Origin of the sequence: Mucilaginibacter glaciei, from assembly GCF_014773245.1 — a bacterium.
Taxonomy (GTDB): domain Bacteria; phylum Bacteroidota; class Bacteroidia; order Sphingobacteriales; family Sphingobacteriaceae; genus Mucilaginibacter; species Mucilaginibacter glaciei.
In genome coordinates, this window is record NZ_JACWMX010000001.1 from 1 (window position 1) to 11970 (window position 11970).

Annotated in this window: 14 protein-coding genes; 4 read left to right on the top strand and 10 right to left on the bottom strand. The window is 41.4% G+C overall.

The window, feature by feature from the left end; translation table 11 throughout:
- Positions 1-217: 217 nt before the first annotated feature.
- The 5 genes from IDJ76_RS00010 to IDJ76_RS00030 all read right to left on the bottom strand — a co-directional run bounded on the left by IDJ76_RS00010 (position 218) and on the right by IDJ76_RS00030 (position 1258).
- Positions 218-424: a hypothetical protein gene (locus tag IDJ76_RS00010; protein WP_191159433.1), complete on the bottom strand. Its 207-nt coding sequence runs from the start codon at positions 422-424 to the stop codon at positions 218-220.
- A 52-nt stretch (positions 425-476) separates the two neighbouring features.
- On the bottom strand, positions 477-683 hold the full coding sequence (locus IDJ76_RS00015; RefSeq protein WP_191159435.1) for a hypothetical protein: 207 nt from the start codon (positions 681-683) through the stop codon (positions 477-479).
- Between the two features lie 63 nt (positions 684-746).
- Positions 747-890, bottom strand: coding sequence for a hypothetical protein (locus IDJ76_RS00020; protein ID WP_191159437.1), 144 nt, complete (start codon positions 888-890; stop codon positions 747-749).
- A gap of 39 nt (positions 891-929) precedes the next feature.
- Complete coding sequence (locus IDJ76_RS00025) at positions 930-1073, bottom strand: hypothetical protein (protein ID WP_191159439.1); 144 nt, start codon at positions 1071-1073, stop codon at positions 930-932.
- Between the two features lie 41 nt (positions 1074-1114).
- Positions 1115-1258 (bottom strand): hypothetical protein, encoded by a 144-nt coding sequence (locus IDJ76_RS00030; RefSeq protein ID WP_191159441.1) that lies wholly within the window; start codon positions 1256-1258, stop codon positions 1115-1117.
- A 331-nt stretch (positions 1259-1589) separates the two neighbouring features.
- Here IDJ76_RS00030 and IDJ76_RS00035 point away from each other — a divergent pair, with 331 nt between their 5' ends.
- Complete coding sequence (locus IDJ76_RS00035) at positions 1590-3044, top strand: tetratricopeptide repeat protein (protein ID WP_191159444.1); 1455 nt, start codon at positions 1590-1592, stop codon at positions 3042-3044.
- A 3-nt stretch (positions 3045-3047) separates the two neighbouring features.
- On the opposite strand, the gene IDJ76_RS00040 is transcribed toward IDJ76_RS00035, so the two are convergent.
- The 3 genes from IDJ76_RS00040 to IDJ76_RS00050 all read right to left on the bottom strand — a co-directional run bounded on the left by IDJ76_RS00040 (position 3048) and on the right by IDJ76_RS00050 (position 6362).
- Positions 3048-3335: a hypothetical protein gene (locus IDJ76_RS00040; RefSeq protein ID WP_191159446.1), complete on the bottom strand. Its 288-nt coding sequence runs from the start codon at positions 3333-3335 to the stop codon at positions 3048-3050.
- A gap of 211 nt (positions 3336-3546) precedes the next feature.
- A complete protein-coding gene (locus tag IDJ76_RS00045; protein WP_224746138.1) occupies positions 3547-3927 on the bottom strand; it encodes a helix-turn-helix domain-containing protein in 381 nt (126 codons plus the stop codon).
- A gap of 152 nt (positions 3928-4079) precedes the next feature.
- Positions 4080-6362 (bottom strand): ATP-dependent helicase, encoded by a 2283-nt coding sequence (locus tag IDJ76_RS00050; RefSeq protein WP_191159448.1) that lies wholly within the window; start codon positions 6360-6362, stop codon positions 4080-4082.
- Between the two features lie 327 nt (positions 6363-6689).
- Here IDJ76_RS00050 and IDJ76_RS00055 point away from each other — a divergent pair, with 327 nt between their 5' ends.
- Positions 6690-8684, top strand: a complete 1995-nt coding sequence (locus tag IDJ76_RS00055) for a thioredoxin domain-containing protein (RefSeq protein ID WP_191159450.1) — start codon at positions 6690-6692, stop codon at positions 8682-8684.
- Positions 8685-8768: 84 nt separating this feature from the next.
- Positions 8769-9269 (top strand): FKBP-type peptidyl-prolyl cis-trans isomerase, encoded by a 501-nt coding sequence (locus IDJ76_RS00060; RefSeq protein ID WP_191159452.1) that lies wholly within the window; start codon positions 8769-8771, stop codon positions 9267-9269.
- Positions 9270-9343: 74 nt separating this feature from the next.
- Here IDJ76_RS00060 and IDJ76_RS00065 read toward each other — a convergent pair whose 3' ends face one another.
- Both IDJ76_RS00065 and IDJ76_RS00070 read right to left on the bottom strand, forming a co-directional pair.
- Complete coding sequence (locus tag IDJ76_RS00065) at positions 9344-10033, bottom strand: toxin-antitoxin system YwqK family antitoxin (protein ID WP_191159454.1); 690 nt, start codon at positions 10031-10033, stop codon at positions 9344-9346.
- A 10-nt stretch (positions 10034-10043) separates the two neighbouring features.
- Entirely contained in the window at positions 10044-10475 is a 432-nt protein-coding gene (locus IDJ76_RS00070; RefSeq protein WP_191159456.1) for a PH domain-containing protein, read from the bottom strand.
- A 380-nt stretch (positions 10476-10855) separates the two neighbouring features.
- Between IDJ76_RS00070 and IDJ76_RS00075 the strand changes: the two genes are divergently transcribed.
- Positions 10856-11938 (top strand): fatty acid desaturase, encoded by a 1083-nt coding sequence (locus tag IDJ76_RS00075; protein WP_191159458.1) that lies wholly within the window; start codon positions 10856-10858, stop codon positions 11936-11938.
- Positions 11939-11970: the final 32 nt, after the last annotated feature.

Consider the following 11970-nt stretch of genomic DNA (forward strand, 5'->3'; position numbering starts at 1 on the left):
TATCAGCGGTGCCTACGTCTTTTTTAGTATCGGCAGTGCCAACATCTTTCTTAGTAGTTTGTGCTTTTTTAGGAGCAGGTGCAGCAGCGTTAACGTTGATAGATAAACCTGTAGTAAGGATAAGTGCGATTGCTATAATTGATATTTTCATGATTGTATTATATATGTGTTTGGGTCCTTTTGTAATTGAATTTTTTATATCGGAAGTGGGGGATTATTAATCGGCAGTGCCTACATCTTTTTTGGTATCAGCAGTACCTACATCTTTTTTAGTATCAGCGGTGCCTACGTCTTTTTTAGTATCGGCAGTGCCAACATCTTTTTTAGTAGTTTGTGCTTTTTTAGGAGCCGGTGCAGCAGCATTAACGTTGATAGATAAACCTGTAGTAAGGATAAGAGCGATTGCTATGATTGATTTTTTCATGATTATATATTGGGGTCTTTTTGTAATTGAATTTTTTATTTATTGGGGTTGATTAGTCGGCAGTGCCTACGTCTTTTTTAGTGCCGGCAGCGCTTTTCTTTAAGTCGGCAGTGCCAACGTCTTTCTTGGTATCGGCAGTACCTACATCTTTTTTGGTAAATGATTTTTTAACAGAATCGCGTTTAGCGGTAGTAATGGTTGCTGCAGATAAAGCGCCTGTGCTTAAAATTAATGCGATTGCGATGATTGACTTTTTCATGATTTTATATTTTGAATATTTTATATGATCTGTGTTGAAAGTTTTATGAAATTGATACGACGATTAATCGGCAGTGCCCACATCTTTTTTGGTTGATACGGTGCTTTGCTCAATAGTAGCAGTTGGCTTTACCGGTGCTTGTTTGCTGCATGATGTTAAAATGCCGGTGGTTAGTAATAATGCTGCTGCTATAGTTATCTTTTTCATAATATTTTGTATCGGATTTTTAATGGTTGAGTGAATGAATTAATCGGCAGTGCCTACGTCTTTTTTGGTGGCTATTGTGCTGCGTTCAAGGGTTGCGGTAGTTTGTACCGGCGTTTGCTTGGTACATGATGGTAAAATACCTGTAGAGAAAATTAATGCTGCTGCGATGATTATTTTTTTCATGATATATTTTATTATATTTATTACCTGATCGATCTAATGGATTAATCTGCCGTACCTATATCCTTACGGATACCTATTGTGCTTTGTAAAATAACGTCTATTGTACTTTTAACATGAGTGCGCTGAATACATGATGTAAGTATACCTGCAAACACTAATAATGAGGCAAGGAAGATTTTTTTCATTATATTATAAGTTAAGTTTTATTATTAAAATTAATTATTTGCCATGTGCTTTATACTAATTAGTTAATAGCTTTCGCGATAAAACTGTAACCATTGGTTTATAATTTCACCTGGTCTTGTGTATTATTATTTTATTAAATAATACGCACGCAAAAATGTTGATAACTTATTAACAATCAATTATTTAACACTGCAAATATAAATATGTTTTTTACTTTTTAGGAAATATTTTAAAATAATTTTTTCGGTTCATTTTTACAAATTTTTAGCAAAGGTTTATAGTTGTTATTTATTTCATAACTTTCCCCGCAATTCAACGTATAGAGTTCTGATGATTAAATTTTATACCTTTTTAATTTTACTGTTTGCTGGTTACTCCTTTTCTGTTTACGCAAAAGAGTCAGACGGAGTTGCCGGGCAGGATACTATAGAGGTGAAAAAATTATATAGCCGTGGTTTTGACTATCGTTATACCGATCCACAGCAAACTGTTGATGATGCCGCAGCAGCTTTAGCCATTGCCGAAAAACTGCCCGATCTGCCGCAATTCAAGAAATTTTTGGGCGAATCTTATCGTATAAAGGGTATAGGTAATTATTATTTAAACCAGTCGCGCGCGGCTATAGATGACTATCTGAAGGCCCGTAACATATTCCGTGATCTGAACGACCTGCGCAGCGAAGCCAAGGTGAACAACAATATTGGTAACCTTTACCTGGACAGCGATTACGGCAAAGCCTTAGAGTACCTTAACTCCTCCCTGCAAATAGCACAAAAACTATCAGACCAGGGCCTTATCGGCTCTTCTTATCTCAATATCGGTAACGTATATTATCGTAAAAAAAGCTACTACCAGGCATTGGCCTATTATGATAAGGGCAACGCTATCTTTACCGCCATCAAAGATTCTGTTAACCTGATTCAAGCTCTGCAAAACCGGGGGGTTATTTATTTCAGTATCAATCAGTTTGTTAAAGCCGAACAGTTGCTTACCACTGCCGTTAAAGCTGCCAAGGAAAAGGATATGAATAAATCTGTAGCCAGTACAAATCTTACTCTGGCCTCACTTTACATAGCGCAAGACAGGTTTGCCGAGGCTGAAAACGCCATACAAGAGGGGCAGGCGTTTGCATTAGCGGTAAAGGATGATAAACTGGCATCCGATTATAATTTTACTACTTACCAGTTGGAGCTAAAGCGGAAGAATTACGAAAAGGCGTTACATTACCTTCAAATAGTTTTCAGGCAGGATAGCACCATTCACATTTCTAACGAATCGACCCAGATAAACATTATCCAGGAACAATTCAAGCAGGAAGCTAAACAGCGGGAGAATGACCTCATTTTGCAGCGCCAGCAAAACGACCGGATAAAATTTTGGGCGGTTACCGTAGTTGCAGGCTTGTTGTTGGTAGTAATTGCCCTGTTGATGAACAATGTAAAGCGCAAAACTGCAACGAATGCACAGCTTACCACGTTGAACGCCGAAGTATTACGCCAGAAGGATAATCTTGACAGGATCAACCATCATCTGGAAGAGATTATTGACGAACGAACGAAGGATTTACAGATTAAGAACAGGAAACTTTCTGAGTATTCATCGTACTTGTCTCATCAGATACGGGGGCCAATCGCTACACTGCGCGGGTTGATGAACCTGGAGCGCGAAGGTCTTGTTGACGAGAAGGAATGTATTAACATGATGGATAAATGCGTATCAGATATCGATCAGAAAATTATTGAAATGAGCGATATGCTTAATGATACCAGCAAGACAGTTTTTTAATAGCTAACTGGCCAGCCTTGCCGGTATACTGCTGTGAATTTTCGCCTCTAACAAACCGAGATAAACACAATATCGGGATATCATTTGTAAAATGAGTAGCTGTTTATGTTTTTTATATCCCGCTGTTTCAAAGGCGATAGTTTTTTTGCCCGCGGTTACAAAAAAAGCCACCTCGCCCCTTGAAGGTTTAAAACGCGCCTTAAACAGATCAAAGGCTTTAACCTTTAACTTACTTTGGGTATCGTGAATCGTTCCATCACCGGTCACGTCCGCACTCGATATCGATATCATGTAGTTTGACATAGTACAACTTTTTGTACAAAAGCTAATGCAATTATAAAACCACAAATGCAAACACTACAGCATATTTTTCATTACGATAAGCCTTAAGCAAAATACCATGTTAAATTTCATTTCATTTAAAAATATTAAATGAAGGTAAAAAGAATGGCGCACTGTAAACAAAACTACCTGTTGTTATTAATGAACAGTGTGCAGTATATTAAACTGTTACGCTGCCTTTGCTCAGCAATTCTTCATAAAGCAAAATTACTTTACGTTGCAGGTTAGTGATCTCCAATTCTCTGTCGATAAGTTTCTTTTGGATAATGTTAAGGTTGGCGTCTTGCACGCTTGGCTCTTCAACATATTCTAACGATAGCAGGTTAACTACACTAACTTCAAAAATATTGGCAATTTGCTCCAGCCGCGATAAATTAATATCGGTTACGCCGGTTTCAATTTTTGAAAAAGCGGGAATAGAAATACCAAGGCGGTTAGCGACGTCTTCCTGACTCCAGCTACGCTCGTGGCGCAGGGTGCGGATATTTTTACCGGCAGACTTGTTGGTTTTCTTCTTAATAGTTTCGGTCATCATGAACATAGTAATAATTAATTATTGGAAAAAGGGTATAAACGAGTATCCAAACCCAGTGCCATAATTAAATATGCCCTTAACAGGCTGTATTAACATATAGTTAAAGTATTGGGGAAATTTTTTCGTGGAATTTGTTCTACAAGTACGGGTATAAATTCTTATTCTATCCCGCTTAGAATACTTAGTTTTGCGAATTTTAACAGCAGTTGTTTTTGGCCTATTTCCTTAAAAAAGATGGTTGCCTTAATATCTGGTTTATTTCCTTCTAAGCTAATAACTTTCCCGAAACCAAAACGCTCATGCTCTACCTGCATCCCAACCTGCAGGTTAGTTGTATCTGATGGCTTAAAATCGGGCGATGGTATGTGTGCTTTTGCCAGTATAGATGTTGTTTTTACCGGCGGTGCAGTAGCGGCCTTTGGCTTGCTGTAAGTGTCGTTTTTGCGTGTCCAGGCACTGCGTTCATCATCAAACGAACCTGCGGATGGGGCCGGTTTAGCTGTGAAATCAAGCTCTAAATATTGGGCATCTATTTCATCTAAAAAACGGCTGGGCTCACAGCTTATCAGCGTGCCAAATTTAAAACGCGATGTAGCGTAGCTGATCGTCAGTTTATATTCGGCTCGGGTAATAGCAACATAAAAGAGGCGGCGTTCTTCCTCCAGGTCGCTGCGTGAGTTGAGCGACATTTGCGAGGGGAACAGGTTTTCTTCCAGCCCCACAATATGCACCTGCGGGAATTCAAGCCCCTTAGAAGAGTGGATGGTCATCAACGATACCGTGTCGGCATCCTTGTTTTTATCTTTATCATCATTAGTTAAAAGGGCCACGTCCTGCATAAAAACATCCAGGCCTTTTTCCTCGATATCTTCGCGCTCGCTAAACTCTTTTATACCATTCAATAGCTCCTGAATATTTTCGTAACGGTTAAGGCCTTCAACAGATTTATCTTCGTAAAGATCTTTAAGCAAGCCCGAGTGCTGTGCAATGTGCAACGCTGCCTCATAAGCAGTTAGTGTTTTAGTAAGCACCTGGAAACTTTGAATCATCACGGCGAAGGCTGTTAACGACGCGGGGGCCTTTTCTACGTAGCGGTGCGGCTCCAATATTACCTCGAAAGGCGTAATACTATTTTTATCAGCAGCTACAATTATCCTGTCAACCGTAGTATCGCCAATGCCGCGTTTAGGATAATTGATAACACGTTTCAATGCTTCCTCGTCGTTAGGGTTAAAGGTAAGCCTGAAGTAGGCTATAAGGTCCTTGATCTCCTTACGCTGGTAAAATGAAAGGCCGCCATAAATCTTGTACGGGATGCCGTTTTTACGCAGCGCCTCTTCCATCGAGCGCGATTGTGCATTTGTACGGTACAAAATAGCAAAATCGTGCCATTTTAAACCGTTAGAGCTGCGCTGAAACATAATGGCATCGGCCACTAATTTACCTTCTTCGTTATCGCTGAAGGCACGCATTACTTTGATCTTATCGCCCGATTCTTTTTCAGAAAATACGTTTTTCTTTAGCTGCTCTTTGTTATTGGCAATAACGCTGTTAGCAACGTTTACAATGTTTTGGGTGGAGCGATAATTTTGCTCCAGCTTAAACACTTTAAGATCGGGGTAATCCTTTTCAAAGTTCAGGATGTTTTGGATATTGGCCCCACGGAAAGCGTAAATACTTTGCGCATCATCGCCTACCACACAAATATTTTCATTAACCGCAGCAAGGCGCTTAACGATCAGGTATTGCGAAAAGTTGGTATCCTGATACTCATCAACCATTAAATATTTAAAGCGGTGCTGGTATTTGTTCAACACTTCGGGATAGCGTTTTAACAGCTCGTTGGTCTTGAACAACAGATCGTCAAAATCCATAGCACCGGCGCGGTAGCAACGCTGCGCGTAAGTTTCGTAGATCTTGCCCATCATAGGGCGCCCGCTCGATATATCGTCGGCCTGGATCTGGTCGTTCTGCTGGTATTCTGTCCAGGCAACCAGGTTATTTTTAGCTGCCGAGATGCGGTTAAGTACAAAGTTTACGCTGTACAGCTTATCGTCCAGCTGCATCTCTTTTAAAATTGCGCGCAACACGCTCTTGCTATCGTCGGTATCGTAAATGGTAAAGTTGCTTGGATAGCCAATTTTATCGGCCTCTACCCGCAGCAATTTTGCAAAAACCGAGTGGAAAGTACCCATCCAGATGTTTTTTGCCTCCGGGCCGCAAATGTGGTTGATCCGTTCGCGCATTTCGCGCGCGGCTTTATTGGTAAACGTAAGCACCAGTATGTTAAATGAATCTACACCGCTGCGGATAAGGTGCGCTACCCTGAAAGTAATAACACGTGTTTTGCCAGATCCCGCACCGGCTATGATCATAACCGGGCCCTTTGTTTGCAGTACGGCAGCCTTTTGCTCGGGGTTTAACCCTTCTAAATAATCCAAATCCTTTTCCTCTTTTCTTGTACCGCGAAATTAAGGTTTTAGCATGAAAGGAAAAGGATTTAGAGCACACAGTTTTCAACTTTTACCGGCCTGTGTTAGTAAATGATGGTGACCTGTTCACCACTCAAGCTTTTCGCATAGTTGGGTGTTCCGCTGCGTGTTCCGTTTTTTATAAAGTGTTCCGCAGTGTTCCGTTTAAAACGGAACGGAACACCACCGCAAATCTCCATGCCCTCTGTGGTTAAAAATCTTATCCGTTACCCCACTTGCACATCGGCAAAACAATTAACAATTTAGCCCCTTATCTAAGCAAAGCAATCTACCCGCATGAACAGTCTCGCTAATTCAACGTCGCCCTATCTTTTACAGCACGCCAACAACCCGGTTAACTGGTACCCCTGGGGACCCGAAGCACTGGCTAAGGCTAAAGCAGAAAATAAACTGATATTGGTGAGCATCGGCTACTCGGCTTGCCACTGGTGCCACGTAATGGAACACGAGAGTTTTGAGGATAAAAGCGTTGCCGCAGTAATGAACGAGTATTTTGTTTGTATCAAGGTGGATAGGGAGGAGCGCCCTGACGTCGACCAGATCTATATGAGTGCCATCCAACTGATGAGCGGCAGGGGTGGCTGGCCGCTAAATTGTATTTGCCTGCCCGATCAAAGGCCTATTTACGGTGGCACCTATTTTAAAAAGAACGACTGGACAAGCCTGCTCTTTAACCTGGCCGATTTTTACAAAACCAAACCCGAAGAAGCCGAAGATTACGCCGTAAGGCTTACCGAAGGCATAGAAAAGTATGAGTCGGTGGCGTTTGTGCAAGAGCAGTCAAAATACACCAGGGCTGACTTGGAGGCGATCCTGAAAACCTGGCGCAGGTACATCGACCCGGTGGAAGGTGGTTTTGGCGGTGCGCCCAAATTCCCGATGCCCAATAACTCACTATTTCTGATGCGGTATGCGCATTTAATGAAAGATGCCGAACTGGCCGAAAATGTAAAACTTACGTTAAAGAAAATGGCGTTCGGTGGCATTTATGACCATATAGGCGGCGGCTTTGCCCGTTACGCGGTTGACGGCGTGTGGCATGTGCCGCATTTTGAAAAGATGCTGTATGATAATGCGCAATTGCTGAGCCTTTATGCTGAGGCTTACACCTGGAACCCCGACCCGCTTTACAAAACCATTGCCGGCGAGATCATCACTTTCATTAGCAGAGAACTCACATCGCCCGATTTTGGCTTTTATTCGGCCCTGGATGCCGATAGTGAGGGTAAGGAGGGGAAGTTTTATATTTTCACCAAAGCAGAGATAGAAGAGATTTTAGGCGATGACGCCGACCTGTTTAACATCTATTACAATGTTACAGCTGATGGTAACTGGGAAGAGGAACAGTCCAACGTATTCTTCCGCAAACAGGAGGATGCCGTACTGGCAGAACAGTTAGGGTTATCTGTAGAAGAACTTGTTGCAAAGATTACCGCCTCCCGCCAAAAAGTATTAGCCGCTCGTGCTGAAAGGGTAAGACCGGGGTTGGATAACAAGATCCTGGCATCATGGAACGGGCTCATGCTAAAAGGTCTTTGCGAAGCGTACAGAACGTTTAATAACCCTGAATATTTAGATCTGGCTGTCAAAAATTCTGACTTTATATTAAAGAATCTATTGAACGAAGCAAAGCTTTCACGGGTTTACGGGGCGGGGGTGGTCGCGACTTTCCTTGACGATTATGCCAATATCATTGATGGTTTTATCGCGCTATATGAAGTCACATTTAACGAAACCTATATCATCCAGGCACAAAAACTGGCCGATTATGCCCTGGCCCATTATTACAACGCCGAGGGCGGCATATTTTATTACACGGCTGATAATGACGAGCAGTTGATAGCCCGAAAATCTGAAATTATGGATGGCGTTATTCCGGCGTCCAATTCGGTAATGGCGCGTAACCTGAGAAAATTGGGGTTGTTTTTTGATAATGAGGGATATTTAGAGGTTTCTGCACAACTGCTCCGAAACATTGTATCGCATTTGGCCAAATATGGTTCAGCCTATTCAAATTGGACAATACTGCTGTTAGAAGAGGTTTTTGGCACTTATGAAATAGCCATTACAGGGAGCAATGCCGAAACATACCGCAGAGAAATGGAACAAAATTACACCCCTAATAAAATTATATTGGGAGGTGAGAATGGAAGTTTACCTTTGCTGGCTGAAAGATTTGCTGACGAGACCAGGGTGTTTGTTTGCCGCGATCGTACCTGCGGGTTACCGGCCTGTAATATCGCTGAAGCTTTAAAACAAATAAATAACTGATTCCTTTATATATACATTAAACAACACAGGCTTTATTCTGATCATTAACAGGATACGGTTTTTTATCGTTAAAACTATCAATAGATGAAAATTGAACCACAACACGTAGTATCATTAACATACGATCTGTATGTTAAGCAGGAAGACGGAACGGAAGGCCTGGCAGAAAGCGCAACACAAGAGCAGCCTTTAACCTTTTTATTTGGTGCAGGCCAAATGATACCTAAGTTTGAACAGGAATTAAGCACACTATCTACCGGCGATACTTATGATTTCCGGATAGCCGCCGCAGAAGGTTACGGCGAATTTGACGAAGAAGCTGTTGCTAATCTACCTTTAGATATGTTCCAGGGTGCAGAAGTGCCTCAGATTGGAGAAGTATTGCCTTTACAGGATAACAACGGAAACCGTTTTCAGGGGCAGGTTGTTTCTGTAACGGAAGACTCGGTAATTGTGGACCTTAACCACCCCATGGCAGGCCAGGAATTGCACTTTAAAGGCGAGATCCTAAATGTTCGCCCGGCAACTCCAGAAGAATTATCTCACGGCCACGCACACGGTGCTGATGGTCATCAGGATCACTAAGAACATTACATTAAATACAAAAAGCACGGTAGATACCGTGCTTTTTGTATTTAAAACCTCTGTTTTAACGTCTACTAATTAAAATCTAGATGGCCCGCAGGTGTCACATAACAACGAATTACAACTCTCGAGGCAATAGGCTCGCCATTTAATGTCGCTGGTATAAATACCGTGTCGTCCGGATCGGGTAGGTGTACGTTCATCTTAATAACCCGTTCAAAGTTCCTTGCGGTAAGATGTACTTTATACTCGGCGAGGCGGCCAAGCGGGCTAATTAATAACTCAACAACGCCTTCAAAAATGTTGTTATCAAATTCTCTTAGGTCTTTAGGCAGTGTAAATAAATTTAGATAGGGGAGGTAGCCATAATAACGCCCGCCTATTTTAACAGGTTTGGTCGCTCTCGTGGTGCTGTCCAGTTCCTTATCAACATAATAGTGCAAACTTGATGTGGTATCTTCGGCCGCCTCGCCCAAAAGTTGTTTTTTGTTAAAATCGTAAACCTGCATCGATTGGCCAAACTGGTTATAAAATTTCCAAATACCTACCCGCCTGTTGCTCTCATAAATGCCGGTGGCAACGATAGTTTTCTTCTTATAAAATGCCTGGTACAGGCCACGTTTGATTGCATGATCATCTGCCCTAACCTGAAAAACCTCGTTGACATCATTGGTAAGTTTGTTTTTAACTTCGATAGTTTCCTGGGCCACGGCAGTTGCCGATAGAAGCACCGCGGTTAAAAGCAGGTAGTAGTATTTCAACATAAAATAATTTTTAGCCTTTGTTAGAGACTCTATATTCGATAGATGGTTTAATGCGCTGCAATTCGGTTACAAATTCAGCTTTATTTTTAGGAGAAACCATTACGGAATCGAATTTGTTGTAAAATATTTCTATCCGGTTTAAAGATAATGCAGGCGAACTTAATACACTGCGCGTATCTTCTAATTTACGGATCGATTGGATATCCATTTCAATATTTACTATCCAGCCACAACGAACATACAATTTGCCGTCGCCAGTTATCGTGTATTTTGTATTTAGCAGCATAGGCAATACTACAATGCTGATCACAGCGGTCGCAATAATGCCACTCAAGTATTTGCCTGTATAAATGTTGATAGCCATTACAATAGCCAGTATTAAAATAGGCAGATAACTGATAATGCCTTGTTTTGACCGGTAAATGTGGAGGTCGTTGCTCATGCTGTAAATTTATAAAATTTAATCCACGCCTGCCGCCACCGCCAAAACTACCACCCTTGTGCGCAATCAAAATATCCGGGCCAAGTTGGATATCAACGTTGGGTTCGGAATAAAAAAATTATACATACAATCGTGTCAGCGGAGATGAGATTAAGATGAATTTTAACCTGCCTGCAAGTTTTTTAAACTATTTGGAAACTCTTTTGCCTCTTTTTGAAATATTACGATCGTTGTGGCGTTATGATAAAGTTAGGCGACAATAGAATGACAAATTAATTTTTTGTAAAAATTTTGTAAGGTATTTAAAAGTGAATACCTATCTTTATTCCGTCCCCTAAGCTAAATAAACCTAATTGATTAATTAAATCTCCCGATACTACATGGCATTTATTCATAATGTGCTTGAAGAACCTTCTTACGGATGGAAGGACGAAAATGGTAACTTATCAAAGCCTACGAACAAGCAGATACTTAAAGAATTTTTAACACGTATAAATGTTTTTAAGGATAAAAAAAATTGGCTTTCTTTTGTAAGTTGGTTAATGGTATTTACCCTTGCACCATTCCTTTTGCTGTTCGTTTTTAAATATTTCAGCATTAAATTACTGCTAATTGCATTCCTATACAGCATGGTAGTAATGGGAAGCCATGGCACCATCTGGTATCACAGGTATTGCACCCACGGTGCTTACAAATTCCGCAATAACTTTTGGCGCTTTGTAACTCAAAACCTTACCCTGAAAATCATTCCGGAAGAGATCTATGCGATATCGCACCACGTGCACCATGCCTTATCTGATACCCCCGGCGATCCTTATAACGCACAAGGCGGCTTTTTATATTGTTTCCTGGCAGATGCTAACCACCAGCCGGTAAACCGTAACATGACCGAGCGCGAGTTTAATCGCTGTGTTACGTTAATGAAACATACCGGTGTAACTACCAACACTTATGCGCAGTACAAAAAATGGGGGTCTATAGCCAATCCTTTTCACGCTATTGTAGGTGTGTTAGCCAGTTGGGCATTTTGGTTCACGGCATTTTATCTGATGGGCGGAATTGGTTTAGCCTGCGCTATTTTTGGCGCGGCTGGCTTTTGGGCTGTTGGTGTGCGTACCTTTAATTATGAAGGCCATGGTAAGGGCGAAGATAAACGCCGCGAAGGTGTAGACCATAACCTCAAGGATATGTCTATCAACCAGCTTTGGCCAGGTATTGTAGCCGGCGAATGGCATAACAATCACCATTTATTCCCTAAAAGTGCACGCTCGGGCTTTAAGGCTTACCAGGTTGATACGGCATGGTATTATATTAAGTTTATGAGTTTGATTGGCGCGGTAAGCCATTATAAAGATTCAAAAGCTCAATTCATTAAAGAATACGTGAAACCGGCGCTGAAACCCGAAACCGAGTATTGCCCTTTAACCGGCAAACCTATATTTGCAACAGTAAAAATTAACTAACTACGCTTATTATATTCCGCTAACTACGGGTG

Coding starts and splice junctions, on each gene's coding strand:
- IDJ76_RS00025 (WP_191159439.1), bottom strand. CDS start 1,073: ATGAAAAAAATAATCATCGCAGCAGCATTAATTTTCTCTACAGGTATT.
- IDJ76_RS00040 (WP_191159446.1), bottom strand. CDS start 3,335: ATGATATCGATATCGAGTGCGGACGTGACCGGTGATGGAACGATTCAC.
- IDJ76_RS00010 (WP_191159433.1), bottom strand. CDS start 424: ATGAAAAAATCAATCATAGCAATCGCTCTTATCCTTACTACAGGTTTA.
- IDJ76_RS00065 (WP_191159454.1), bottom strand. CDS start 10,033: ATGTTGAAATACTACTACCTGCTTTTAACCGCGGTGCTTCTATCGGCA.
- IDJ76_RS00030 (WP_191159441.1), bottom strand. CDS start 1,258: ATGAAAAAAATCTTCCTTGCCTCATTATTAGTGTTTGCAGGTATACTT.
- IDJ76_RS00035 (WP_191159444.1), top strand. CDS start 1,590: ATGATTAAATTTTATACCTTTTTAATTTTACTGTTTGCTGGTTACTCC.
- IDJ76_RS00055 (WP_191159450.1), top strand. CDS start 6,690: ATGAACAGTCTCGCTAATTCAACGTCGCCCTATCTTTTACAGCACGCC.
- IDJ76_RS00060 (WP_191159452.1), top strand. CDS start 8,769: ATGAAAATTGAACCACAACACGTAGTATCATTAACATACGATCTGTAT.
- IDJ76_RS00070 (WP_191159456.1), bottom strand. CDS start 10,475: ATGAGCAACGACCTCCACATTTACCGGTCAAAACAAGGCATTATCAGT.
- IDJ76_RS00075 (WP_191159458.1), top strand. CDS start 10,856: ATGGCATTTATTCATAATGTGCTTGAAGAACCTTCTTACGGATGGAAG.
- IDJ76_RS00045 (WP_224746138.1), bottom strand. CDS start 3,927: ATGTTCATGATGACCGAAACTATTAAGAAGAAAACCAACAAGTCTGCC.
- IDJ76_RS00015 (WP_191159435.1), bottom strand. CDS start 683: ATGAAAAAGTCAATCATCGCAATCGCATTAATTTTAAGCACAGGCGCT.
- IDJ76_RS00020 (WP_191159437.1), bottom strand. CDS start 890: ATGAAAAAGATAACTATAGCAGCAGCATTATTACTAACCACCGGCATT.